The following is a 25,678-nucleotide window of genomic DNA, read 5'->3' as shown; positions in this document are numbered from 1 at the left end:
ATGCCCTCCTGCCCAAAAGACATTGGCATCACTATGGCAGTTTTCAATGGGTCAGCGCACCCAACGCTTAACAGGGCCCGCAACGCCCAGCCATGACCCGGGCGAGAGTTCCAGCCCCAGAACGCGTTCCGGATTGGTCGGAGGCGGCATCTCAACCCCGGCCAAAGGTTTAAAGCCAAAGCGCGCATAGTAAGGCGCATCGCCCACCAGCATGACGCGATTCCAACCCAATACGCGGCCTGCGTCCACGCCTTGATGGATCAAATAGCCGCCCAAACCTTCGCCCTGATGCGTTGGATGAACGGCGACCGGACCAAGCAACAGCGCTTCTTGGTCATAGATCATGACGGGCCAGAAACGAATAGCGCCCGCCAGAATGCCCTGACCATCACGTGCGACTAATGAAAGCCCTGCAATGGGATCGATGTCGTCGCGCAATCGGTATGATGACAAAGCCTCGCGCCCCGGTGCAAAGCACAGGTCGTACAGCGCCTCAACTTCCCACCAATCCTCGGATTCTTCTGGCCTGATCTCGAACTGCTGCACCCGGGCCCTCTTTTTCCCTGCTGGAAATCGCCCTAGCACTTCGCTACGCCTTGAGCAAACGCTTGGAGTTCAGATGTTCTACCGCCCCGAAGACGGCCACGGTCTGCCGCACAACCCGTTCAATGCCATCATCACGCCCCGCCCTATTGGCTGGATCTCATCTCGTGATGCGAACGGGGTCAACAATCTGGCCCCATATTCCTTTTTCAACGGGGTCGCCTACACGCCGCCGCAAGTGATGTTCGCCTCAACCGGGATGAAACACGACCAAAACGGCACCAAGGACAGTTTGGCCAACATCGAAGCGACCGGTGTTTTTTGCGTGAACATCGTGGGCTACATGCATCGGGATGCCATGAATGCCAGTTCCGCTGGATTGGACAAACATATCGACGAGTTCGAACATGCCGGGCTGACGCCAAAAGAATGCGAGACGGTACCCTGTGCACGCATAGACGGCGCGCCGGCGGCTTTGGAGTGTAAATTGACGCAAATCGTGACCCTGCCCGGCGCCGCTAACCGTGTTGTGTTCGGAGAGGTCACCGGTGTGCATCTGCATGACGATCACATCCGAAATGGCAAATTCGACGTCACCTCGTTCCAACCCCTGGCGCGGTTAGGGTATCGGGACTATGCGGTCGTGACAGAACTTTTCTCGCTAAATCGTCCCGACGACTGAGCCTTGGGGGGCGCTGCCCCCGCCGCCGCAAGCGGCGACTCCCCCGGGATACTTCCAGCCAGATGAAGCAGGGGATCCAGTCTTCATCTGGCCCCAAATATCCCGGAGCGCGAGGCAGAGCCTCGCATACTTTCAGTGCCCGCCAAGAATGCCGGTTCGAACTGAATAATCTACCGCCAGGCCATAATCGGGGTCATCGTCGCTGTCGACCATCAGGTGGCCGGCCTTGTTCAGCAACCTGTGGCAATCGCGGCTAAGGTGCCGCAGCATGACGCGCTTACCCGCCGACTGGTACTTTGCGGCGACGTTTTCGATCGCCTGCAGCGCAGACTGGTCCACCACCCTGCTGTCTGCAAAATCCACGATCACAGTTTCCGGATCGTTTGGAACATCAAACAGTTCCACAAATCCTTCAGACGAGCCAAAGAACAGCGGGCCTTTAATCTCATAGACTTTCGCGCCCTCTTCCGTCACCGACTCGCGTGTTTCTGCGTGGATTCGTTTGGCGTTGTTCCAAGCGTATGCCAGCGCCGAAACGATCACGCCAACGACCACCGCGACAGCCAAATCTTCCATCACGGTCACGACCGTCACAAGGACAATGACGAACGCGTCCATCAGGGGCACTTTCCGCATGATGTTGAACGAGTTCCAGGCGAAGGTGCCGATCACCACCATAAACATCACACCGACCAATGCGGCCAGCGGGATCTGTTCAATCAGCGGTGCCGCGAAGAGGATGAAGACCAGCAGGAACAACGCTGCGGCAATGCCCGCAACGCGCGTGCGGCCACCGGATTTGACGTTGATCATCGACTGGCCGATCATCGCACAGCCGCCCATGCCACCGAAGAATCCGGTAACGACATTGGCCGTGCCCTGCGCGATACACTCCTGCGAGGCTCCGCCACGCTTGCCGGTGATTTCGCCAACAAGGTTCAAGGTCAGCAAAGACTCGATCAAACCAATTGCAGCCAGAATGACAGCGTATGGAAGGATGATGTTGAAGGTTTCCCAATTCAATGGAACCGTCGGGATATGGAATTTAGGCAAACCGCCCTCGATCGAGGCAAGATCGCCGACGCGGGGAACTTCCAAACCAAATGCAATGACCAAGCCTGCCACGACCATGATTCCCGCCAATGGCGCAGGAATGATGCGGGTGATGCGCGGCATGACCCAAATCACCGCCATCGTCAGCGCGACCAGACCCAGCATGGTGTATAGCTGCATGCCTGACAGCCATTCGCCGCCGCCCACGCCATGGCCTGTGTTTTCCATCGTTCCGGGGACTTTGAACTGACCCAGCTGCGCCAGAAAGATCACAATTGCCAGCCCGTTTACAAAGCCCAGCATCACGGGATGCGGTACAAGGCGGATAAACCGCCCCCAGTGCATTACACCGGCAATGACCTGCAGGATGCCCATCAGCACCACTGTCGCAAACAGATATTGGACCCCATGCTGGGAGACCAATGACACCATCACAACTGCCAAGGCCCCGGTTGCGCCGGATATCATACCCGGCCGCCCGCCGATCAGTGCGGTTATTAGCCCGACCAGAAACGCAGCATAGAGACCGACCAGAGGGTGCACATCGGCCACGAAGGCAAAGGCGACAGCTTCCGGCACAAGCGCAAGAGCGACTGTCAGACCTGACAGCAACTCGATCCGGATGCGGGACACGGTGAACCCTTCGTCGGGCATCCAACGCAGATCGGGTATGGCTAGGCGATTGGCAAAGCTTGCCAGCAAGGCTCGGTTCATCGGACGGTCCTGTGGGTCATCATGTTCGCGCGAAAGGGGCCTTCTAGCTGCCAAAAGGCGCTAGAGATACCGCGCTGGCCGGGACCCTGCCATGCACCACGCGCATAACGGCCAACACGATCACACAAACGGTTGAACGCACTTGCCAAATCCGCCGCGCCCCCGCACAAATCCCAGAGTAGAAACCTGACGTGGAGAACCGAAGTGACCCAAACGAAAATCGCCGTCATCGGAGGATCGGGTATTTACGAGATCGACGGCTTGGAAAATGCGGAATGGGTCACTGTCGAATCTCCTTGGGGCACGCCGTCAGACCAAATCCTGACCGGGTCCCTGAATGGCGTCGAGATGGCGTTCCTGCCACGGCACGGGCGGGGCCACGTGCACGCACCGACAGACGTGCCGTACCCGGCCAATATTGACGCACTGAAACGGCTGGGCGTGACCGACGTAATCTCCATCTCGGCCTGCGGGTCATTTCGTGAACACATGGCGCCCGGTGACTTTGTGATCGTCGACCAATTCATTGACCGCACATTTGCCCGCCAAAAGAGCTTTTTTGGCAGCGGCTGCGTCGCTCATGTGAGCGTTGCCCACCCGACCTGCCCGCGCCTGTCTGATGCATGCGAGGCCGCAGGAAAAGCGGCAGGTATCACCATTCATCGTGGCGGGACCTATTTGGCAATGGAGGGCCCACAGTTTTCATCGCTGGCGGAGTCCAAAATGTACCGCGAGCAGTGGGGTTGTGACGTAATTGGAATGACAAACATGCCCGAAGCGAAACTCGCGCGCGAGGCCGAGCTTTGTTACGCGTCGGTCGCGATGGTGACGGATTATGACAGTTGGCACCCTGACCATGGCGAAGTCGACGTGACCGCCATCATCGCCACGCTGACCGGCAACGCGGACAAAGGCCGTGCGCTTGTCAAAGGGCTCCCCGCGCTGCTGGGACCAGAACGTGCGCCTTGCCCTTACGGTTGTGACCGCGCATTGGAATACGCGATCCTGACAGCGCCTGAGAAACGCGATCCGGCCTTGCTGGCCAAGCTTGACGCCGTCGCCGGACGGATCCTCTGACCGCGGGCCGTTCTACGTTCCCGACAGGGACTTTTGGACGTCATCCCAAAGACCATGAGACCAAAGGTCATTGTGGGTGCCGTCCGGTATGACGAATAGCTGTGTGCTGTCGCCGGACATTTCCGCCAGCGCCTTACCGTGATGCACCGGGACAGTTTCATCCTCGGTCCCGTGGAAAATCAGGGTCGGGACGGTTATGCGCTCGATCAGGTCGCGGGTGGCGAATTGATCCTTCATCAAGGCTGAAACAGGCAACCACGGATATCGCTCGGCCGCGACGTCGACGGTGGCCGTAAATGGTGCCTCAAGCACCAACAGCTGTGCGTTTGGGCGCTGTGCCGCAACAGCGGCGGCAATTGCCGTGCCGAGACTCTGACCATGCAGGACGACTTCTGTGCCTTCGCCTTGCAGCTTGTCGAACAGCTGAACGCCGTCCGAGATCAGGGCTATCTCCGATGGCTCTCCTTCGCTGCCGGGGTACCCGCGATAACTGGCAGCCAATAGTCCGTAACCGGAATTCAGAATCTCGCGCATGCGATCTGCGCGGTCACCCAGATTGCCTGTCTGACCGTGAAAGAACAAAACTGTCGGGGCACCTTCAGCTGCCGGAGGCGCGGACCATGCGGTCAACGTGATACCGTCCGCCATCGGCAATGCGATCACGTCCAGATCGGCAAGACCGACCTGGGCCGGCTGTGGCAATTCACCTTCCGGTTTGAACAAGAGCGATCGCTGGTTGAAGTACATGTAGCCGACAGCGCCCGCATAGATTACGGCCACAACCAGCGCCATCAGGACCAATATCCCTTTCAGCCGGGTCGTTTTTGACCGGGATGTGTTCATGATCGGGGCTGTGTTCATTTCATGTGTCTGTGTCATCGGACCCTCCGACCGTCTGGCTTTGATAATAAGAGTGGGGACACCGCAATGGGATTCAATGCTTAACCAGCAAGCTTAATCGAATCTTAAACCTGCTACCGAAAGGCGAAAGCTACGGAACAATTCGAGCATGCGCAGCTAATCCCAACCCCGCCGAGCCGTCGCGGGGGTTGACGAGGACCGCGCAAGCAGGCTTGCTGCGCCAAAGTCTATCGCAGGAATCCCATGTCTTTTGATCTTTGGCTCGCCTTTGTGGCCGCTTCAACCGCCCTTTTACTGATCCCCGGCCCAACCGTTCTTTTGGTGCTAAGCTATGCGCTGTCCAAAGGGCGCAGCGTGGCTGTTGCCTCGGCCACTGGCGTTGCCGTGGGTGATCTGATCGCAATGACAGCTTCCCTTTTGGGACTTGGCGCGTTGGTTCTGGCCTCGGCAACACTCTTCACCGTGCTGAAGTGGGTTGGAGCGGTCTATCTAGTCTGGCTGGGCATCAAGCTGCTGCGCAGCGCGCCGTCAGAGGGCTTGCAAGCCGTTGAAACCGAAAAAAACGTCACCGGACGCAGCGTTTTTGGTCATGCGGCTGCGGTTACAGCGCTGAACCCAAAGTCGATTGCCTTTTTCATCGCTTTTGTTCCGCAATTTCTGCGCCCTGCCGACCCGCTGGGCCCGCAATTCATCATACTGATCGCGACATTTGTTGGATTGGCCTGGCTGAACGCCCTGGCTTACGCATTGTTGGCCGACCGCCTGCGCCAGATGGTTGGTCGTCCGGGTATAATCACCGGAATGACCCGTTTTGGCGGCCTGACGTTGATTGGCATGGGGGTGGCGACTGCGGTATTGCGACGCCCGACCTAAATCTGTCAGTTGTCGGCATTCTCTTTCATGAACCCGCGAATGAAACGCCGGATTTCGCGGGCTGCTGAGGTGTCCAATTCCTTGCACAACTCAACGAACGCATCCCGTTCGTCTTTGTCCAGACGCAACACCAACTGACTGTTTTTCTTGGTAGAACCCTTACCGTCTTTCTTCGCCACGCGCTCAGTCCCATTCAAGTCTTGATTCTTTTTGCGATGCAATGTATATACATAGCATAGAATTTGTCGTTATCGGGCACCTAACAATAAAAAAAGGAAATTAGCAATGAACCTTCATACTGCTCAGGCATTTCTTTTGCGAGATCAACGCAATTGGCGGAAACCGCACCTTTCTTGGCTGCCTGCCGCGCTTTATCGGTATCACAGCCTTCCAAACGCGATCAAAGCCCGCAGCAAGTAGGTCGGGCTGCAAACTTATCTTGCATGCCCGGACCCGATAGGCCACACAACCCCGCGTGTTGTGACGCAAAAGGGGTGGCCAATGTCCAGAAGCAAAACGGTCAAGGATTACATACGGACCATCGTCGACTTCCCGCATGAAGGGATCATGTTTCGCGATGTAACGACCCTGTTCGCCGACCCGCGCGGTTTTCGCATGGCTATTGACCAGATGCTTCACCCATATGCAGGTGAGCGCATAGACAAGGTCGTGGGCCTTGAGGCGCGCGGCTTCATTCTTGGTGGCGCCATTGCACATCAGTTGAGCGTCGGTTTTGTTCCAATTCGCAAGAAGGGCAAATTGCCCGGCACAACAATCAGCCAGGACTACAAACTGGAATATGGCGAAGCGATTGTCGAAATTCACGACGATGCGATCCAACCGGGTGAGAAGATACTGGTCGTCGATGACTTGTTGGCAACAGGCGGAACCGCTGCGGCCGGAATCCAATTGATCGAACGGCTGGGCGGCGAGATCATTTCCTGTGCCTTCATTATCGACTTGCCCGAACTTGGCGGTCGCACGGTTTTGGAGAACATGGGCATGGACGTCCATGTCTTGTGCGAATTTGAAGGTCTGTGACCTACGCCAATCACAAATTTTTGATTGGAAATACATAAAGCGCGCAGCTTAGCGCTTTGGCCTCTCCTTTCAACTGTGACGGGACCGTAATCGCGGTGATCTTATTGCGACAATGGCCCGTATCCGCAGTGATGCCACTTACGGCATTTCAAGCAATGGAGTTCATACCATGTTTCGCAATATCGCTGTTGCCAGTGTCGCAAGTGTTTTGTTCTCGACTTCTGCCATGGCGGACGGCCACGGCAAGGACATCGTTGACACCGCTGTTGGTGCAGGCAGTTTCGGAACGCTCGTCGCAGCCGTTCAGGCCGCTGAGTTGGTCGATACACTGAAGGGCGAAGGCCCGTTCACGGTTTTTGCACCGACGGATGAAGCGTTTGCCGCGCTGCCCGAGGGCACGGTGGAAACGCTGTTGAAGCCTGAAAACAAGGACCAATTGGTCGCTATCCTCACCTATCACGTTGTTCCGGGCAAAGTCATGTCGGGCGACCTGTCTGACGACATGACAGCGGCAACCGTTCAGGGCGGCGACATCACAATCGATTTGGACAATGGCGTGATGATCAATGACGCGAACGTTGTTCAAGCTGACATTGAGACGTCCAACGGCGTTATCCATGTGATCGACAAGGTGATCCTGCCGGCATCGTAAACCCATATGCATCGCGGCCCGGTCCTTTTGGGCCGCGATCAACTCCTTAAGACAGCGCCCGGATTCATGATCCCTTTTGGGTCCAATGACGCTTTGATCGCCTTCATCGCGTTCAGTTTCGCAGGGTCGCCAAAGCGCTTGAGATCATCGACTTTAAGTCGGCCCACACCGTGTTCCGCACTGACCGACCCGTCAAATGAATGCACCAACTCGTGAACGGCTGATTTGACCGCACTGCGCAAGTCATCAAAATCCGATCGATTGCGGCCTTCGGGCGGAAACACGTTGTAGTGAAGGTTGCCGTCTCCGACATGTCCAAAACAATTGATGCGTAGTGGACCCAGCGCCGAAATCACGTCCTGCCCGCGCCGGATAAATTCAGGTATCGCCGAGATCGGGACCGAGATGTCGTGGCTTGAAACCGACCCGATCAACCGGTTTGCCTCGGGAATGTTCTCGCGCACAGCCCACAGTTCATGCCGTTGAGCCTCAGTCTGGGCGATCACACCATCGCTCACCAGCCCGTCTGCCTCAGCCGCGACAAACAACGTTTCCAGCATTTCGGACGGGTTTTGCCCCGATATCAAACCCACCTCGATCAACACGCACCATTCAGGATGCGAATTGAACGGCTGCCGCACATCCGGCAACACCTCCGACAGGAATTGCAGCCCCTGCCGGTGGATCAGTTCAAACGAGCTGACGAGGTCTCCGAACTGATCCCGCGCCAAGGACAGCAGGTGAATTGCAGCATCAGGCGACGCGACCTGAAGCATCGAGGTTCCGACAGCCGCAGGCTTTGGAAATAACTTTAGAGTTGCCGCGGTAATGACACCAAGCGTCCCTTCCGCGCCTATCAGCAAATTGCGAAGATCATAACCGGTGTTGTCCTTGCGCAACCGGCGAAGACCATTCCAGATTTCTCCACTGGGCAGCACCGCCTCTAGACCAAGACACAAATCTCGCGCGTTGCCATACCGCAGAACATTCACCCCGCCGGCATTGGTCGCCAGATTGCCACCAATACGGCACGATCCCTGCGCGGCCAAGGACAGCGGAAATAGCCGGTCTGCGTCCTCCGCCGCAGATTGAAGGTCGGCCAAAACCACGCCAGCCTCTGCAATCAACAGGTTTTCTGTCGGATACACGGCGCGAATGGCCGTCAGTTTTTCCGTTGAAATCAACAGCGGAGCCGGGCCATCGGGCATGATTTGCCCACCAACCAACCCGGTACCACCACCGTAAGGGACCACGGCGACACGCGATTCTGCGGCCAGCCGCACCAGGGTCGATACCTCATCGACACTACGCGGCAACGCAAGCAGGCCAGCGTGCCCGGTAAATCGACCACGCGGCTCCTCCAGGTATCTTGGTGCCAAAGGTCGCAGAACATCCTCGCCCAAGTGGGCGCGTATTTTACTGCCAAACGTCGGATCAGCGGGATTTAGGCTCATACGTCTTCCATGCCCAACCCGCGCAGCCGCAGCAAGCCCTATTCCAGATCAATCAGGTATTGCGGCTCCAGCACAACCACGGTTGGCCTGTCGGGCAGGTCACGCAGGGATACGACAATCTCCGAGACGCCGTCTCGGACAACCGGGAACTCGCCACGGATATCCACCAGAAACCGATCCAATGAAAAACTCGAAAACCAGTGCATCGGAATGATGACCGAACTTTTCAGGCGCTTGAGAACCGAGATCATCTCGGGCAGCGGCATTGTCGTGCCGCCATCCACCGCGGCCATCACAACATCCAACCGCCCCAGGGCCGCGAATTGTTCATCCGACGGGACATGATGCAGGTGGCCCAGATGTCCGATGCACAGGCCCTCGACCTCAAATACAAAAATGGAGTTCCCGCGTTCCTCGACGCCGCCATATGCGGATCGGATATCCGTCGAGACATTGCGCACCAGCATCTCACCCAGATCAAGGTAGTGATCGATCCCCTGCCCGAACTCACCCCATCCTGGCAGAACATATGGAATCGCAGGGTCAGGATGCGCGGTCCAATGCGTGCTGTGCGCGTGGTTCATCGTCACCACATCCGGGATCAGATCGGCCCCGCCGATAAACCCGGTGAAATCCGTGACCGCATTCAACCCGCCTTGGGTCTGGATCAAAAACGATGCATGCGCGACATAGCTGATCCGCACCGAGAATTCGGGAACTGGGTCTTGCCAGGCCGCCTTGTGCAGATATTCGATACCGGGTGCGGCGTCCGCAATGGCGATGCAATGGCTCGGCCGCCGCTCCTGCGCCGCGGCCCCGCCCGAGATCATCATCAATACCGCAACCAACCAGCGCATGACCGAAGTGTAGCGCAAGCCGAGGCCAAGTCATCCCCCTTGTTCATCTGGCCAAAAATATCCCGGGGGAGACGCGGCTTGCCGCGGCGGGGGCAGCGCCCCCTAGCTTGCGTCGGTCCTGCCCCGACGATCGGACCGCAAACTGGCATACAGGACATGGGTCCGCCAGCGCCCGTTAATTTGCAGATACGACTGCGCCACGCCTTCGTACTTGAACCCCGTGCTTTCCAGCAGCCCGCGCGACGGTTTGTTTTCCGGCAAACAGGCCGCCTCGATCCGGCTCAGATCCAACCGGGTAAAGGCATGATGCACCACCGCGCCAATCGCTTCGCGCATGTATCCTTGGCGGGCAAACGATTGCCCGGTCCAATACCCAAGGGTCCCCGCCTGCGCAGGTCCGCGGCGTACATTGTCGAGTGTGATCGCCCCCAGCAACACATCATCCGCGCGGCGAAACAGAAACAGCGGAATTGCCGTGCCGCTCGCGACCGATCTCTGCGCCCAGTAGACGCGGTTGGTGAAAGACTTTCGGCTGAGGTGGTCCTTGGCCCACACCGGTTCCCACGGCACCAAGAATTCTTTTGATGCGCGCCGCAGCGCGGCCCAGGTGTTGAAATCGGAATGCACGGGCGGACGCAGGCTCAGGCGCTCGGTCTCAAGTTTCAGCTTGCGTCGGCCCAGTAGCATCACGCCGCACGCCTTTCCTGCAGGTCCATCAGCGTTGGTGCGCCCGAGATCGGGCCATAGAGCGCCAGCGCCGCCGGGGCCGCCACGGCCACGTCTTCGGCAAAGGCGCGGACATCCTTGGTGCTGACCGCATCAATTTTGGCGACCGTATCCTCAAGCGATGGCACACGGCCCCAGATCTGCACCAGCCGCGCCAGTCGTTCCGCACGGTTTGAGGGGCTTTCAAGCCCCATCAGCATCCCGGCTTTCATCTGCGCACGGGCGCGGGCGACCTCTTCGGGGGTCATATCTTCGGCGGCGCGCTTCATCTCGTCGATGGTGATGGTCGCCAGTTCGGCCACCTGATCGGCAGAGGTCCCTGCATAGATCGTGGTTGTCCCGGTATCCGCATAAGCCCCGGTCTGCGCAAAGATCGTGTAGCACAGCCCGCGCGTTTCCCGCACTTCCTGAAACAGGCGCGATGACATCCCGCCGCCCAAAGCGGTCGAGTATATCTGCGCCGTATAGATCGCATCATCGCGATAGCCCGGACTTTCCAGCGCCAGCGCAAAATGGGCCTGTTCCAGCTCTTTTTCCTGCCGCGCTTCGCCGCCGGTGAACCGGGCTGCCTCAGGAGTATGGCCCTTGCAGGGTTGCAGGTGGCCAAATATCTCTTCGGCCATTTTCATCAATGCGTCGTGATCCACGGCTCCGGCAGCCGACAGGATCATCTGCTCCGGGCCGTAATGTTCGGACACAAAGCCCGACAGGTCCTCGCGCGAGAACGCACTGACGCGCTCGGACGGCCCCAGAATGGTGCGGCCCAGCGGTTGGTTGTGATAGCTCTGCTCTTGCAGCCAGTCAAAGATCACATCATCCGGCGTGTCATAAGCCTGACCGATCTCCTGCAGGATCACGCCACGCTCGACCTCGATCTCGCGCGGGTCAAACACCGGGTTCAGAACGATGTCGCCGATCACATCCATCGCCAGCGCCACGTCATCCTTCAGAACGCGCGCATAGTAGGCCGTGACCTCGCGCGAGGTGTAGGCGTTGATATAGCCGCCCACATCCTCGATTGCTTCGGCAATTTGCAGCGCGGATCGGCGCTGGGTTCCCTTGAACGCCATATGCTCAAGGAAATGCGCGATACCGTTCTGTTCGATCCGTTCATGCCGCCCGCCGGCGGTTACCCAGATGCCGATGGCGGCGGATTGCAGCCCCGGCATATTTTCACTGACGATACGAAATCCGTTCTTCAGCTGGTCTTGTCTGACTGTCACTCAGCGATGTGCCTTCTGATATGATCCTCGATGGCACCCAGATCATTGGCGATGCGGGTCACCCGTTCCGGACGTTCATACAGATCAGACATGCGAGAGGGAAGAGGCGGATGAATATCGCTCGCCTTCTCAACCGCTGCCGGGAATTTCGCCGGATGCGCGGTGGCCAGCGTGATCATCGGAACGTCGGCGGTGCGGTGATCTTCGGCAACCTTTATGCCGACTGCCGTATGCGGACAGACCAGTTCGGCGCTGTGGGCCAGCGTGGCTTTGATGGTCTGAAGCGTTTCGTCCTCGGACACGCGGCCCGAGTCGAAATTCTCGCGCAGCGCCTGCATGGCCCCTTGGCTGACTTTGAAACCGCCGTTTTTCAGCTCATCCATTAGCTGCGCAACGGCACCGCCATCCTCGCCGTAGGCATAATACAGCGCCCGTTCAAAGTTCGAACTGACCTGAATATCCATCGACGGGCTGATCGAGGGGATGGTCTCGCCCTTGAAATACCCCTCACCCGACAGGCAACGATGCAGAATGTCATTCTGGTTCGTCGCTACCACCAGCCGGTCAATCGGCAGGCCCATGCGTTTTGCGATAAAGCCCGCGAAGATATCGCCAAAGTTGCCGGTCGGCACGGTAAAGCTGATCTTTCGATACGGCGCACCAAGGCTGACCGCAGCAGAGAAGTAATAAACCACCTGCGCCAGAACCCGTGCGAAGTTGATCGAGTTCACCCCGGCCAGTTTCACGCCATCGCGGAAGTCGAAATCGTTGAACATATCTTTCACGGCGGCCTGGCAATCGTCAAAATCACCGTCCACGGCCAAGGCATGCACATTGCTGTCCGCCGGGGTCGTCATCTGACGGCGCTGTACTTCGGACACGCGGCCATGGGGATATAGGATAAACACATCCACCGCATCGAGCCCCCGAAAGGCCTCGATCGCGGCTGATCCGGTGTCACCGCTGGTCGCGCCGACAATCGTCACCCGATCACCGCGCCGCTTCAGTGCCACCTGAAACAGCTGACCGATCAGCTGCATCGCGAAATCCTTGAACGCAAGCGTTGGCCCGTGGAACAGTTCCAGCAGGAAGTGGTTTTCGTTGAGTTGCTTCAGTGGGGCGCGGGCATCGTGACCAAAGCCCTCATAGGCGCGGGCAATGATCGCCCTGAACTCATCCGCGTCAAACGACCCGCTGACATACGGCCACATGACGCGGAAAGCGATCTCTTCATAGGACAAGCCAGCCAGTGCCGCGATCTGATCCTGCGTCATCACCGGGATCTCGGCAGGCAGGTACAATCCACCGTCACGGGCCAGACCCGTCAGCATCGCGTCTTCAAAACTCAGTTCCGGCGCTTGGCCACGGGTTGAGATGTATTTCATTGCTCGTCACTCTCAGAAGAGGCGCGGCTGCGCCACAGGAAATACCCGGTCATCGCGGCCCAGACCAAAGCAAGGCCAAACCAGGTGATTGCATATTGCAGGTGATCGTTTGGAATGCCCGCCGTATCGACAGGCAATGGCGTCACGCCGGGATCGGTCGGTGATCTGGCGATTAGTAGCACGGGTTCAGACTCCAGCGCCGCTGCCAGATTGGGCACGTCACGCGCGAACCAGATGTTGGCGTCAAGATCCGGCTCGGGCGTGTATCTGTCGATCTCATCCGGCCAGTGGAGGTTGCCGTAAATCTCCATCTGGCCGGTCTGACGCGGTGTGTCCTTTGCGGTCACCGGAACAAATCCGCGATCCACCAGAATGGTCCGATCATCGGTGCGGAAGGGCTGGATGATGCGATACCCCGCCCCAACCTGCTTGACCGAGACCAGAACGTGGATTTCCCCCGGCTGCATGTCGCCTGAAACAGTGACCGGCAGGTATTTGTCCGCATCCTCAGCGACCTGCATAGGCAGCGCGACGGGCGCGGCCGAGATTCGGCTTTCAATTTCGGCCAGGACCCCCTGCTTCCAAGCCAGTCGCTGCACCTGCCAAACGCCCAGCGACACCAGAACGCCCAGACCGGCAAGTCCGAATATCAGCAGAAACAGAGTGCGGCGCATGACAGGATTATCGCTCGTTGCAGGAACCGGCGTCTTGTTAAGGGTGGCCCATACCGAAATGCAACCACGCAATTGTATGGGGCGCAATCCTGCGCCCCCGGGAAAGAGAAAAAGCCGCCCTTGGGCGGCTTTTGCAATTGGATCATGCGATCCGCTCTACATCAGCGGGGCCTGACCCCAGATGTAGACGGCAAAGAACAGGAACAGCCAGACAACGTCCACGAAGTGCCAGTACCAGGCCGCGGCCTCAAAGCCGACGTGTTTCTCGGGCGTGAAGTCGCCCTTCAACGCACGGATCAAACAGACCGACAGAAAGATCGTCCCGATGATCACGTGGAAACCGTGGAAGCCGGTCGCCATGAAAAAGTTCGAATAGAACTGATCGCCACCAAACTGCCAGTCTTCGTGAGCCAGAAGTTCATAGTATTCGAAGGCCTGCAGCGCAGTGAAGGCAACGCCAAGCACGATACCGATGGCCAGGCCATTGATCAGGGCATTGCGATCATTGTCATGCACAAGCGCGTGGTGCGCCCATGTGATCGCGCAGCCAGACAGCAGCAGGACCAGAGTGTTGATCAGCGGCAGGTGGAACGGGTCGACCGCATGGATATCGGGCTGGATGTATTCGGTGCCGGCATAGTCGTACATCGGATACATGCGATGTTTGAAGAACGACCAGAACCAGGCAAAGAAGAACATCACCTCGGACATCACAAACAGGATGAAGCCGTAGCGCAGACCAATGCGAACAACCGGCGTGTGGTCGCCTTGCCGGCTTTCGACCACAACCTCGGTCCACCAGGCGAACATGGTGTAAAGGACGGCGACCAGACCGGCCCAGAACATCCACGGGGTGATCCCGTGCATCCAAAGAACCGCTCCGAACAGCATCACAAAGCCACCGACCGCGCCGATCAATGGCCAGATCGACGGTGCCAGAATGTGATAATCGTGGTTTTTAGCGTGTGCCATCAGCGTCCCTCACCTACAGGCGTTAGTTCGTATTTGTATCTGCCTGCGCGTCAAGAGCGGCATAGCCCTCGGGCAGGTCAATTTCGTAGAATGTATACGACAGCGTTATCGTATGCACATATTTGGCTTCCAGGTCGTCAACCATTTCAGGGTCGACGAAGAAAGTCACAGGCATCTCAACCCGTTCGCCGGGTTGCAGGACCTGTTCTTCAAAGCAGAAACAGGCGATTTTCTGGAAGTATCCACCTGCCGAATAAGGCGCGACATTATAGGATGCCTGCCCGGCGATGGGGCGGTCGGTCGGGTTATAGGCCTCGTAGAAGGCAAGCCCGGTTTCACCTATGCGCACTTCCATCTCGCGCTCGACCGGTTTGAACTCCCAGGCCATTCCCTTGGCCTTGGACGCATCAAAGCGAACCGTCACGGTGCGATCCAGAATATCTTTGGGTGCCTCTTCGCTGACACCGGTGGTGCCGCCAAAGCCGGTTACGCGGCAGAACCAGTCATAAAACGGAACCGCAGCCCATGCCAGGCTGCCCATCAGCAGAACGACACCAACTGTTTGCGCAACCGTCTTCTGAGGACCCGACAACGCCATCAGTTCTGAACCTCCTGGTTGGCCATTCCAAAATCCGTTCCCGATACCTTTACGACCGTGAGGCCAAAAATAATAACGATGAAGGCCGCAAGCGTAAGGCCAACGCCGAGGTTCCGGCTAAACCGACGCTGATGCAGTTCGTGGCTTTTGCGCAAACTCATGACCATCCTCCCAAACCATAAGGTTTCAGCAGAGCTTCGGCCAGAATCGCGCCGAAGTGAAGGAACAGGTAGAGCAACGAAAGCTTGAAGAAAGATCGTTCGACCTTGAAGTTGTCCGCCTCCGCATCAACCTCGGTCCGGCGCGAGATTTGCCACGCGCCACGCAGGAACAGGACATTCATAACAACAGCAACCGTCAGGTAAATCGGACCGCCGATACCTGAAAACGCGGTGCCGATCGCCAGCAAAGCCAGCAGCACGGTATAAACCAGGATGTGCTTGCGGGTTGCGCGACGCCCGTGAGTCACCGTCAGCATCGGTACACCGGCATCGTCGTAGTCCGAGCGCATGAAAAGCGCCAGCGCCCAGAAATGCGGCGGTGTCCACATGAAAGTCAAAGCGAACATCAACCATGGCTCCAACGTCATGGAGCCCGTTGCCGCGACCCAGCCGATTACAGGTGGGAACGCTCCAGCCGCGCCGCCGATCACGATGTTTTGCGGCGTCGATCGCTTGAGCCACATCGTGTAGATCACGACGTAGAAAAAGATGGTAAAGGCCAGAAAGGCACCCGCGAACCAGTTTGTCGCCAGCCCCAGCATGATCACCGAAAGACCGGACAGCGTCAGGCCGATCGCCAGCGCCTCGCCTTCGTCAACCTTGCCGGATGGGATCGAACGGCCCTTGGTTCGTTTCATCACCCTGTCGATATCCGCGTCCCACCACATGTTCAAAGCGCCCGATGCGCCGCCACCGATGGCGATAAACAGAATCGCGCAAAAGCCGACAAACGGATGAACCGGAACCGGAGCGGCCAGCAAACCAACCAGAGCAGTGAAAACGACAAGCGACATCACCCGCGGCTTCAGCAGGGCGAAGTAATCGCCAAAGCTGGCCTCGTCCGCGCGGAGGTGCGCGGAGACGTTGCTGGCATTGATGCTTGCGTCGCTCATTTCCGGTCCTTCTTGGGCGAAAGCTGCGCGGTCACCACGCAGCCAACAGTCTCAAAACGCGTCGTCCGCCTTAGTTCGCGGCGACCTGATAAGCTGCAAGCTGGCCTGCATACTCTTCCAGCGCGCCTTGCAACCACTGCTCATACGCCTCTTCGCTGACCACTTTCACCGTGATCGGCATATAGGCGTGATCCTTGCCACACAGTTCCGAGCACTGGCCGAAATAGACGCCTTCCTTGTCTGCCTGGAACCAAAGCTCGGCCAGACGACCCGGAACGCCATCCTGCTTCACGCCGAAGGACGGGATGGTCCACGAATGGATCACGTCGGATGCGGTGACCTGCATGACGATGATCTTGCCCACCGGCACGACCACGGCGGTATCCGTTGCCAGCAGCCATTCGTCCGAGCTGTAACCGGCATCGGCCAGCTTTGCCCGCATCGCATCGTCCAGAACGAAAGGTGTGACGTCGGCGTCGGCCGGGCGTGCGCCTTCGTCCAGGGTTGCGGGGTGGCCCAGAAGATAGCTGTCAAATGCGAAATCGTGATCGACATATTCGTAGGTCCAATACCACTGGTTGCCGACCACTTTGATGACAACATCGCCTTCAGGAATTTCTTGCTGTTTGAACAAAACCGGCAGCGAGAACGCTCCGATGAACACCAGAATGACGATCGGGATTATGGTCCACGCAATCTCGACCGGGGTATAGTGCGAGAACCGCGCCGGAGTTGGATTGGCACGTTGGTTGTAGCGAACGATGCAGTAGACCAGCAGGCCGGCCACAAACAGACAGATCACGGTGATGATCACCAGAATCATGTTATCCAGCCGCTGAATGCCGTCCGCAAGTTCGGTTACGGCTGGTTGAAAGCCCACACCTCCGGGAACCGGCTTGCCAATAATCTCAAGCTCCTGAGCCACGGCGGGAAGGCTGGAGAGGGCCGTTACAAGCCCGGAAAGCATCAAAGCATTCTTCATGTTCTGTCCTGATCGTTTGATCTTTGCTTCTCTCGCGAAGAAGGTGTGAATCGGTCGCACCTCTCCCGTTGTCTTTGGCCGCGTTAAAAACCATATTCCGTCGGGTAGATAAAGCAAAATGCTTGCGTCAAACAGACGCTATTTTTGATCTGGATCAAACCCGAAAGGTTCCAAGTGATGTCCAACGACCCGTTTCGCCCGTTTGAAAGCGCCCTTCCACAGGACGAGGCGCTTGCGGTTCTGCAATCCGCAACCGCCGGTGCCGAAGACGGAGAGCTGTTCGTAGAACGGCGCAAGTCCGAGTCGCTGGTGTTTGATGACGGCCGTCTGCGCACGGCCTCATACGACGCGTCCGAAGGGTTTGGTCTGCGCGCGGTTCAGGGCGAAGTGGCCGGTTATGCCCACTCGACCGATGTGTCTATTCCTGCCCTGAAACGGGCGGCTGAGACAGCGCGTCTTGCCGTGGGTCAAGGCGGCGGTACGTTGGCAGAGCCGCCGCGGGCCACCAATACGCGTCTCTATACGGACGAAGACCCTATCGAAACCGCTGGTTTTCCTGTGAAGATCGAAACCTTGCGCGAAATCGACGCCTTCTCACGAGAGTTGGATCCCCGCGTGGTACAGGTCAGCGCAACCATCGCTGCTGCAGTGCAGGAGGTTGAAATCCTGCGTCCCGACGGCGTTCTGGTTCGCGACGTGCGGCCAATGACACGTTTGAATGTCTCGGTCATTGTTGAACAGAACGGGCGGCGTGAAAGCGGATCGGCCGGCGGGGGTGGTCGCGTTGGCTTGAACGGTTTGATCGATCCGGCAGACTGGCAGGCAAAGGCGCGCGAGGCTTTGCGGATTGCTTTGGTCAACCTGGACGCCGTACCCGCCCCTGCCGGTGTCATGGAAGTTGCCCTTGGTCCTGGCTGGCCTGGAATTCTGCTGCACGAAGCTATCGGCCACGGGCTTGAGGGTGATTTCAACCGCAAGGGCAGTTCTGCATTCGCCGGGCTGATGGGGCAGCAGATTGCCTCAAAGGGTGTGACCGTTGTGGATGACGGCACTATCGCTGACCGGCGCGGCTCGATCACCGTCGATGACGAAGGCACGCCAAGTTCGCGCACCGTATTGATCGAGGATGGGGTTTTGACGGGTTACATGCAGGACCGCCAGAACGCCCGCCTGATGGGGGTTTCACCCACCGGGAACGGGCGCCGGCAGAGCTATGCCCACAAACCGATGCCCAGAATGACCAACACCATTATGTTGGGAGGCGAAGCAGATCCGGCAGCGCTGGTTGCCGACATCAAAGACGGCATCTGGGCCGTCGGTTTCGGCGGCGGGCAGGTCGACATTACAAACGGTAAGTTCGTCTTTTCCTGCACCGAGGCCTATCGGGTAGAAAACGGCAAGATCGGCGCGCCGGTCAAAGGTGCAACACTGATCGGTGACGGCCCGTCTGCTTTGAAACGTATCCGCGGTTTGGGCAACGACATGGCGCTGGACCCCGGAATGGGAACCTGCGGCAAAGACGGGCAATGGGTGCCGGTCGGCGTGGGTCAACCGACAGTCTTGATGGATGGTCTTACGGTCGGCGGGTCCGCCGCCTGAGTCGGATTCATATTCGCACATAGGGGCGCAGGGTTAACGCAGCGCCCCTTGTCGCGTTTCAAGAAGGGATGTTTGGAAAATCGCACAACAATGGCTTGATTGCAGTTTATGTAACAATTTCAAAGTCTTAAATTGCCCATTCGGGCGACACCCAAACCAATTTCCATCAAATTATGTAAGATTCACAAGCTGTTAACCCGCTCGCCTGTAAACCAGTTCTGCAATCAGGCGGAGCATCGGATGACTGAAGAGCAGCTTTCTTCCATTCACCCCCCACTCCCACCCACCACGGAAGAGGACCGGTTTTCCTGGCTCCGTCTGTTGCGCTCGCGCAAGGTTGGTCCGGCGACGTTTCGCAGACTGATGCGCGAACATGGCTCGGCGCAGAACGCGCTGGCCGCGCTGCCTGAAATGGCACGCGCAGCCGGGATTGAAGGCTATGAAATCTGCCCACCCGGTGTGATTGAGGCGGAACTCAGGGCCGCAAAAGCCGCAAAAGCGCGGCTTTTGTGCCTTGGGGCCGCCGATTTCCCGGAATCGCTGGTTGATCTGCAGGACGCCCCTCCGTTGTTGTGGGCCATCGGGGATGTTTCTTTGTTGAAACGACCTGCCGTCGCTTTGGTCGGCGCCCGAAACTGCTCATCCCTGGGTTCCCGCATGGCGCGCGGTCTGGCGGCCGAGTTGGGGCAGAGCGGGCATGTCATCGTCTCGGGCATGGCGCGCGGCATCGACACCTCGGCACACCTGGCTGCGCTTGAGACCGGCACCATAGCCGTCATGGCCGGCGGCGTGGACGTGATCTATCCCGCAGAAAACACGGACTTGGCCCACGAGATTGCCGCAAAAGGGGTGCGTTTGTCCGAACAGCCAATGGGCGTGACGCCACAGGCACGGCATTTTCCCCGAAGAAATCGCATAATTTCAGGCCTCGCGCGGGCCGTGGTCGTTGTCGAAGCCGCGGCGAAGTCCGGCAGTCTTATTACAGCGCGAGATGCGCTGGATCAGGGGCGCGAGGTTTTGGCCGTTCCCGGCCACCCCTTTGACGCCCGCGCCGCAGGTTGCAATTGGTTGATTCGGGACGGCGCGACGCTGGTCCGCTCGGCAACGGATGTTATTGAAGCGTTGCCGTCGCAAGAGCGATCTTTGCCCCAACCTGTGCATCAGGAAACCGCGCCCAACCGACCTCGGGTTCTTGACCTGCATGCACAAATACTGGACCGGCTTGGGCCGTCACCGATCGCAGAAGATCAGTTGCTGCGCGATATTTCGGCGACGGCAGGGGAACTGGGACCGGCCTTGGTCGACCTGGAACTGGACGGACGAATCCAGCGCCAGCCCGGCGGACTTTTGTCGTTGGCGAGTTGACGGGATCGCCACCACCGTCAAGTGGTGTCGCGCTCGACAGCCCTCATAAGACACTAGATTTATTGTATTTTTCGCAATGCAAAAGGAACGCATTGACAATCCGGCATCGGCCCACACATTTTGCATCACCATTGAAGGCGCTATTCCCGTCGAGCGAGGTTTCCCCCTAAATGCCTGTAGTTGTTGTAGAATCTCCGGCCAAAGCAAAAACAATCAATAAATACCTCGGCCCCGACTACACGGTTTTGGCGTCGTATGGGCATGTTCGCGACTTGCCGCCCAAGGACGGATCGGTCGATCCCGACCACGAATTCGCGATGACGTGGGAGGTCGGCAATGACAGCCGGAAACATGTCAAAGCCATCGCCGACGCGCTCAAGGAAGACAACGCCCTGATCCTGGCCACTGACCCTGATCGCGAGGGCGAAGCGATCAGCTGGCACCTGCAAGAGGCATTGACCAAGCGCCGCTCGATCAAAAAGGACACGCCGGTCAGCCGCGTGACCTTTAATGCGATCACCAAGGATGCTGTAACCGAAGCAATGCAAAGCCCGCGCGAAGTCGACATGCCGCTGGTCGAGGCCTACCTGGCCCGCCGCGCGCTGGACTATCTTGTGGGTTTCAACCTTTCGCCGGTGCTGTGGCGCAAGCTGCCGGGGGCAAAATCCGCCGGACGCGTGCAATCCGTCTGCCTGCGCCTGATCGTCGAACGCGAGATGGAGATCGAGGCGTTCAAGCCAGTTGAATACTGGTCGGTACGGGCCCTTTTCGAAACCCCGCGCGGCCAGACCTACGAGGCCCGTTTGGTAACACTTGCGGGCAAGAAGCTGGACAAGCACGATCTGGCCAACGCCACACAGGCGGAATTGGCGGTTCAGGCAATCACCAGCCGCGCCCTCAGCGTGACCTCGGTCGAAGCCAAGCCCGCCGCCCGCAACCCCAGTGCGCCGTTCATGACCTCGACCTTGCAGCAAGAGGCCAGCCGCAAGTTCGGCATGGGCGCGCGCCATGCGATGCAGGTGGCGCAACGTCTGTATGAAGCCGGGTACATTACATATATGCGGACCGATGGCATCGACATGGCTCCGGAAGCTGTCGCTGCAACGCGCGACGCGATTGCCGACCGTTATGGGGCCGACTACGTGCCGGACAGCCCGCGCATGTACAAAAACAAGGCCAAGAACGCTCAGGAGGCGCACGAATGTATCCGCCCCACGGATATGTCACGCGATGCCAAGGCGTTGAAAGTCACTGATGAGGATCAGCGCAAGCTTTATGACCTGATCTGGAAACGGACAATCGCCTGTCAGATGGCAGCCGCAAGGCTGGAGCGTACAACGGTCGACATTGGCAGTTCGGATGGTCAGGTCGGCCTTCGCGCAACCGGGCAAGTGGTGCTGTTTGACGGTTTCATGCGTGTCTATGAAGAAGGGCGCGACGACGTGGCGGACGACGACGAGAAGCGTCTGCCACAGATCATGCAGGGCGACCCAGCCCCGTTCGCCAAAACCTCACTTCGCGATCAATACGCAAAGGCGACAGGCGACGATAAAGCCGCCATTCTCTCCGACAACGAGGCTGTTCTGGCCCTGCAGCATCATACCCAACCGCCGCCGCGTTATACCGAGGCCACGCTGGTCAAGCGGATGGAAGAGTTGGGAATCGGGCGCCCGTCGACATATGCCTCGATCGTGACGACGATTCAGGATCGGGAATATGTGCGAAAGGACAAGAACAGGTTGATTCCGGAAGAGAAGGGTCGAATCGTTACGATCTTTCTGCTGAATTTTTTCCGCCAATATGTCGGTTACGAATTCACGGCAAATCTGGAAGAACAGCTTGACGACGTCAGTGCGGGCGACCGCGATTATAAGGATCTGTTGGGCAAGTTCTGGCGCGATTTCTCGGCGGCGATTGGCGAAACGTCCGACCTGCGCATCTCTGAGGTATTGGACAAACTCGATGAGGCGCTTGCCCCGCAGCTTTACCCGCCACGAGAGGATGGATCCGATCCGCGCATATGCCCCAAATGCGGCGTCGGCAGGTTGCATCTGAAAACGTCGCGGACGGGCGGCTTCGTCGGATGCGGCAACTATCCCGAATGCACCTATACGCGGCCCATCGCCGGTGAAGGTGCCGAAGGTGAAGAACGCCTGCTGGGAGAAGATGCAGGTGACGAGATCTGGCTCAAGGCAGGTCGCTTTGGCCCTTACGTCCAACGCGGTGAGCCGACACCGGAAAACAAAAAACCACCTCGGGCATCCCTGCCACGAGGCTGGAACAAAGACGATATGGATCTGGATAAGGCGCTGACTTTGCTGTCATTGCCGAGGCAGATCGGCGAGCACCCAGACGGCGGCATGATCAGTTCGAATTTTGGACGGTTTGGCCCCTACATCATGCATCAACTGCCGGACGATGCGAAACCGATCTATGCAAACCTCAAAGATCCCAACGATGTTTTCGAGATCGGTATGAACCGGGCCGTCGAGCTGTTGGCCGAAAAGCGTGCGAACCCGGGTCGCGGACAAAGAGCGGCCGCAAAACCGCTCAAAGAACTTGGCGAACACCCGGACGGTGGTGCAATTCAGGTGCTGGATGGCCGCTACGGACCCTATGTGAAATGGGAAAAGGTCAATGCGACCCTGCCCAAGGATATCAAACCCGAGGACGTGACTTTGGAAATGGCGGTGGAACTTGCCAATGAAAAGGCCGCCAAGAAGGGTGGTCGGAAAAAGGCGGCTCCCAAAAAGAAGGCGGCGGCGAAAAAAGCCCCGAAGAAAGCAGCAGGATAGGTAGAAATACCAACACCCCCTTGGTTTCATTGACTTCCCAAAGACGTGGCGGCAATAACCTGCGCAATCACGCATATCATTGGGGAGGTTTCCATGAAGAAAATCTATGCCAATGCCACCGAAGCGCTTGATGGGGTGCTGACGGATGGCATGATGATCGCGGCAGGTGGTTTCGGCCTGTGCGGTATCCCGGAACTGCTGCTTGAAGCGATCAAGGACTCGGGCGCGCAGGACCTGACGTTTGCCTCGAACAACGCCGGTGTCGATGATTTTGGCATCGGCATTCTTTTGCAGACGAAGCAGGTCAAGAAAATGATCAGCTCTTACGTCGGCGAGAACGCAGAATTCATGCGTCAGTATCTGGCCGGTGAGCTTGAGCTGGAGTTCAATCCGCAAGGCACTTTGGCCGAGCGTATGCGCGCAGGCGGCGCAGGTATCCCAGGTTTCTATACCAAAACCGGCGTGGGCACGGTCATCGCGGAAGGAAAAGAGCACAAGGATTTCGACGGCGAAACCTACATCATGGAAGAGGGCATCTTTGCCGATCTGGCCATCGTGAAAGCCTGGAAGGCTGACGACACCGGAAACCTGATCTTCCGAAAAACCGCCCGGAACTTCAACGTTCCCGCGGCGACATGCGGTAAAATCTGTATCGCCGAAGTCGAGGAAATTGTGCCGCGCGGATCGCTTGATCCGGACGCAATCCACCTGCCCGGCATTTATGTGCACCGCATCATTCAGGGCGAGCACGAAAAACGAATTGAACAACGCACCACCCGTCAGAAGGAGGAAGAATAATGCCCTGGGACCGCAATCAGATGGCTGCGCGCGCGGCGCAAGAGCTGGAAGACGGCATGTATGTGAACCTTGGCATCGGGATTCCGACGCTGGTGGCAAACTACGTGGGTGACAAGGACATTACCCTGCAGTCAGAGAATGGCATGCTGGGCATGGGCCCCTTCCCTTTTGAAGGCGAAGAAGATCCCGATCTGATCAATGCCGGCAAGCAAACGATCACGGAACTTTCGCGAACTGCCTATTTCGACAGCGCCACATCCTTCGCCATGATTCGCGGCGGCAAAATCGCCGCTGCTGTCCTTGGCGCAATGGAAGTTGACGAAGAGGGTGATCTGGCCAACTGGATGATTCCCGGCGTGCTGGTCAAGGGCATGGGTGGCGCGATGGACCTTGTTGCCGGTGTGGGCCGCGTGATCGTGGTAATGGATCACACCAACAAACACGGCAAATCCAAGCTGCTGAAGAAATGCACGCTGCCGCTGACCGGAAAAAAGGTGGTGAATCGCATCATCACGAACCTTGGGGTTTTGGATGTGGTCGACGGTGGCCTGAAGATCATCGAAATCGCAGAAGGCGTGACCGAGGACCAAATTCGCGAAGCGACAGAGGCGAATATCGTTAACTAAAAATAGACAGGCCCGCTGAAACGCGGGCCTGTTCTAATTCATCCCTTGAAAGACGCATCCGTCCGATAGGAACTCGGGCGGTGATGTGCACAACGCGCTGGCCACCTGAAACGCGGCCAGCACCTTCGGAACATAGTCGCGCGTTTCTGCGTATGGGGGCACGCCGCTGTGTTTGCGGACCGCCCCTTCACCGGCATTGTACCCGGCGAGGACCAGTATCGGGTCGTTCCCGAACTCCTCCATCAACCAGTCCAGATATTTCACGCCACCGGAAATGTTCTGATCCGGTTTCAAGCTGTCCTGCACGCCAAAGCGGGCAGCCGTCGCCGGCATCAACTGCATCAGACCTTGCGCACCGGCAGAACTGACTGCATCCGCCCGCCCGGCAGACTCGACAGATATAACCGCCAGAACAAGCGCCGGAGAAACATCCGTACCAACTGTCGAGCGCAGGATGTCCACGCCACGTTGCCGGGCGATATTCTGCAGCGTCTGCAATCTGGGCGCCGCTACGCCAACTTGGGATGCGGCTTGAACAGCCTGTCGCAATCGTCCCGAACTTGCCTGCGCCATCTCGGGCGAGACCCGATTCCAGAATGCCTTGTAGGACCCAACGGGTTTGGTCGCCCCTTCGACACGCGGAACAACTGACTCCGGCGGCGCGGCGCGGGCTATGATTTCGGGTACATCTATATCCGCGCCCGTACTAGGTGCCGAGGGCGCGTTCGCGTGCTGCTCGGGCGTAATTTGAATGGTGACACGCGAGCGTGCCCCAGGTTCGGGTGCCTTGATGCGCTTATATACACCGCGCGGCAATTGCTCGGTCGCCAGTACTGGGACCGCACAAGTTAACAAAAACGCCGAAACACCGGCGCAGGTTACTGCTTTCCGGACATTCATTTTGCCTGCCTCAGTTCTTCTTTTGGTTCATTCTGAACACCGAATTCACCCGCAACACCAGAAAAACAAAGCGAAATGGGGCAATTTCGCCTCATTTGCCGTAAATTTGCATCG

Annotated in this window: 26 protein-coding genes; 10 read left to right on the top strand and 16 right to left on the bottom strand. The window is 58.1% G+C overall.

The window, feature by feature from the left end:
- Positions 1-51: 51 nt before the first annotated feature.
- Complete coding sequence (locus RA28_RS19250; RefSeq protein WP_039532303.1) at positions 52-546, bottom strand: GNAT family N-acetyltransferase; 495 nt, start codon at positions 544-546, stop codon at positions 52-54.
- A gap of 73 nt (positions 547-619) precedes the next feature.
- Between RA28_RS19250 and RA28_RS19245 the strand changes: the two genes are divergently transcribed.
- Positions 620-1,225 carry a flavin reductase family protein gene (locus RA28_RS19245; RefSeq protein WP_039532300.1) on the top strand — a complete coding sequence of 202 codons (606 nt, stop codon included), beginning with the start codon at positions 620-622 and terminating at the stop codon, positions 1,223-1,225.
- Between the two features lie 132 nt (positions 1,226-1,357).
- On the opposite strand, the gene RA28_RS19240 is transcribed toward RA28_RS19245, so the two are convergent.
- Positions 1,358-2,992: a SulP family inorganic anion transporter gene (locus tag RA28_RS19240; RefSeq protein ID WP_039532297.1), complete on the bottom strand. Its 1,635-nt coding sequence runs from the start codon at positions 2,990-2,992 to the stop codon at positions 1,358-1,360.
- Between the two features lie 204 nt (positions 2,993-3,196).
- Between RA28_RS19240 and RA28_RS19235 the strand changes: the two genes are divergently transcribed.
- The gene (locus RA28_RS19235; RefSeq protein ID WP_039532295.1) at positions 3,197-4,069 is read left to right on the top strand and encodes an S-methyl-5'-thioadenosine phosphorylase; all 873 of its coding nucleotides are present in this window, start codon (positions 3,197-3,199) and stop codon (positions 4,067-4,069) included.
- A gap of 12 nt (positions 4,070-4,081) precedes the next feature.
- Here RA28_RS19235 and RA28_RS19230 read toward each other — a convergent pair whose 3' ends face one another.
- Positions 4,082-4,948 carry an alpha/beta hydrolase gene (locus RA28_RS19230; RefSeq protein ID WP_039532294.1) on the bottom strand — a complete coding sequence of 289 codons (867 nt, stop codon included), beginning with the start codon at positions 4,946-4,948 and terminating at the stop codon, positions 4,082-4,084.
- A 225-nt stretch (positions 4,949-5,173) separates the two neighbouring features.
- Here RA28_RS19230 and RA28_RS19225 point away from each other — a divergent pair, with 225 nt between their 5' ends.
- Positions 5,174-5,803: a LysE family translocator gene (locus tag RA28_RS19225; protein WP_039532292.1), complete on the top strand. Its 630-nt coding sequence runs from the start codon at positions 5,174-5,176 to the stop codon at positions 5,801-5,803.
- A gap of 5 nt (positions 5,804-5,808) precedes the next feature.
- Here RA28_RS19225 and RA28_RS22885 read toward each other — a convergent pair whose 3' ends face one another.
- A complete protein-coding gene (locus tag RA28_RS22885; RefSeq protein WP_193747430.1) occupies positions 5,809-5,982 on the bottom strand; it encodes a hypothetical protein in 174 nt (57 codons plus the stop codon).
- A 322-nt stretch (positions 5,983-6,304) separates the two neighbouring features.
- On the opposite strand from RA28_RS22885, the gene RA28_RS19215 reads away from it, so the two are divergent.
- Both RA28_RS19215 and RA28_RS19210 read left to right on the top strand, forming a co-directional pair.
- Positions 6,305-6,844 (top strand): adenine phosphoribosyltransferase, encoded by a 540-nt coding sequence (locus RA28_RS19215; protein ID WP_039532288.1) that lies wholly within the window; start codon positions 6,305-6,307, stop codon positions 6,842-6,844.
- Positions 6,845-7,013: 169 nt separating this feature from the next.
- Positions 7,014-7,496, top strand: a complete 483-nt coding sequence (locus RA28_RS19210) for a fasciclin domain-containing protein (protein ID WP_039532287.1) — start codon at positions 7,014-7,016, stop codon at positions 7,494-7,496.
- A gap of 38 nt (positions 7,497-7,534) precedes the next feature.
- Here RA28_RS19210 and RA28_RS19205 read toward each other — a convergent pair whose 3' ends face one another.
- The 11 genes from RA28_RS19205 to coxB all read right to left on the bottom strand — a co-directional run bounded on the left by RA28_RS19205 (position 7,535) and on the right by coxB (position 17,481).
- A complete protein-coding gene (locus RA28_RS19205; protein ID WP_039532285.1) occupies positions 7,535-8,950 on the bottom strand; it encodes an FAD-binding oxidoreductase in 1,416 nt (471 codons plus the stop codon).
- Between the two features lie 38 nt (positions 8,951-8,988).
- Positions 8,989-9,807 (bottom strand): MBL fold metallo-hydrolase, encoded by an 819-nt coding sequence (locus RA28_RS19200; protein WP_039532284.1) that lies wholly within the window; start codon positions 9,805-9,807, stop codon positions 8,989-8,991.
- A gap of 102 nt (positions 9,808-9,909) precedes the next feature.
- Entirely contained in the window at positions 9,910-10,494 is a 585-nt protein-coding gene (locus RA28_RS19195; protein WP_039532282.1) for a GNAT family N-acetyltransferase, read from the bottom strand.
- Positions 10,494-11,756, bottom strand: coding sequence for a M16 family metallopeptidase (locus RA28_RS19190; RefSeq protein ID WP_039532281.1), 1,263 nt, complete (start codon positions 11,754-11,756; stop codon positions 10,494-10,496). The genes RA28_RS19195 and RA28_RS19190 overlap by 1 nt, the downstream gene beginning before the upstream one ends.
- Positions 11,753-13,141, bottom strand: a complete 1,389-nt coding sequence (gene thrC / locus RA28_RS19185) for a threonine synthase (protein WP_039532280.1) — start codon at positions 13,139-13,141, stop codon at positions 11,753-11,755. Before thrC ends, RA28_RS19190 begins: the two co-directional genes overlap by 4 nt.
- On the bottom strand, positions 13,138-13,815 hold the full coding sequence (locus RA28_RS19180) for an SURF1 family protein (RefSeq protein WP_039532279.1): 678 nt from the start codon (positions 13,813-13,815) through the stop codon (positions 13,138-13,140). The genes thrC and RA28_RS19180 overlap by 4 nt, the downstream gene beginning before the upstream one ends.
- 156 nt (positions 13,816-13,971) lie before the next feature.
- Complete coding sequence (locus RA28_RS19175) at positions 13,972-14,787, bottom strand: cytochrome c oxidase subunit 3 (protein WP_039532278.1); 816 nt, start codon at positions 14,785-14,787, stop codon at positions 13,972-13,974.
- Between the two features lie 22 nt (positions 14,788-14,809).
- Positions 14,810-15,385 carry a cytochrome c oxidase assembly protein gene (locus RA28_RS19170; protein WP_039532277.1) on the bottom strand — a complete coding sequence of 192 codons (576 nt, stop codon included), beginning with the start codon at positions 15,383-15,385 and terminating at the stop codon, positions 14,810-14,812.
- Positions 15,385-15,546 (bottom strand): hypothetical protein, encoded by a 162-nt coding sequence (locus RA28_RS22880; protein ID WP_193747429.1) that lies wholly within the window; start codon positions 15,544-15,546, stop codon positions 15,385-15,387. The genes RA28_RS19170 and RA28_RS22880 overlap by 1 nt, the downstream gene beginning before the upstream one ends.
- Positions 15,543-16,499 (bottom strand): heme o synthase, encoded by a 957-nt coding sequence (gene cyoE, locus RA28_RS19165; protein WP_039532275.1) that lies wholly within the window; start codon positions 16,497-16,499, stop codon positions 15,543-15,545. Before cyoE ends, RA28_RS22880 begins: the two co-directional genes overlap by 4 nt.
- A 70-nt stretch (positions 16,500-16,569) precedes the next feature.
- Positions 16,570-17,481 carry a cytochrome c oxidase subunit II gene (gene coxB, locus RA28_RS19160; protein ID WP_039532607.1) on the bottom strand — a complete coding sequence of 304 codons (912 nt, stop codon included), beginning with the start codon at positions 17,479-17,481 and terminating at the stop codon, positions 16,570-16,572.
- 177 nt (positions 17,482-17,658) lie between these two features.
- Here coxB and tldD point away from each other — a divergent pair, with 177 nt between their 5' ends.
- From tldD to RA28_RS19135, 5 genes are all read left to right on the top strand, one after another.
- The gene (tldD, locus tag RA28_RS19155) at positions 17,659-19,080 is read left to right on the top strand and encodes a metalloprotease TldD (protein ID WP_039532274.1); all 1,422 of its coding nucleotides are present in this window, start codon (positions 17,659-17,661) and stop codon (positions 19,078-19,080) included.
- Positions 19,081-19,320: 240 nt separating this feature from the next.
- The gene (dprA, locus tag RA28_RS19150) at positions 19,321-20,445 is read left to right on the top strand and encodes a DNA-processing protein DprA (RefSeq protein ID WP_039532273.1); all 1,125 of its coding nucleotides are present in this window, start codon (positions 19,321-19,323) and stop codon (positions 20,443-20,445) included.
- A 170-nt stretch (positions 20,446-20,615) separates the two neighbouring features.
- Positions 20,616-23,240, top strand: a complete 2,625-nt coding sequence (gene topA, locus RA28_RS19145; RefSeq protein WP_039532272.1) for a type I DNA topoisomerase — start codon at positions 20,616-20,618, stop codon at positions 23,238-23,240.
- 93 nt (positions 23,241-23,333) lie between these two features.
- Positions 23,334-24,038 carry a CoA transferase subunit A gene (locus RA28_RS19140; protein WP_039532604.1) on the top strand — a complete coding sequence of 235 codons (705 nt, stop codon included), beginning with the start codon at positions 23,334-23,336 and terminating at the stop codon, positions 24,036-24,038.
- Entirely contained in the window at positions 24,038-24,664 is a 627-nt protein-coding gene (locus RA28_RS19135) for a CoA transferase subunit B (protein ID WP_039532270.1), read from the top strand. The genes RA28_RS19140 and RA28_RS19135 overlap by 1 nt, the downstream gene beginning before the upstream one ends.
- A gap of 33 nt (positions 24,665-24,697) precedes the next feature.
- Here RA28_RS19135 and RA28_RS19130 read toward each other — a convergent pair whose 3' ends face one another.
- Positions 24,698-25,564 carry a lytic transglycosylase domain-containing protein gene (locus tag RA28_RS19130; protein ID WP_039532269.1) on the bottom strand — a complete coding sequence of 289 codons (867 nt, stop codon included), beginning with the start codon at positions 25,562-25,564 and terminating at the stop codon, positions 24,698-24,700.
- Positions 25,565-25,678 lie beyond the last annotated feature (114 nt).

Origin of the sequence: Ruegeria sp. ANG-S4 (assembly GCF_000814005.1) — a bacterium.
Classification (GTDB): domain Bacteria; phylum Pseudomonadota; class Alphaproteobacteria; order Rhodobacterales; family Rhodobacteraceae; genus Ruegeria.
Note: the sequence above shows the minus strand (reverse complement) of the source record. Positions and strands in the feature narration are given on the sequence as shown.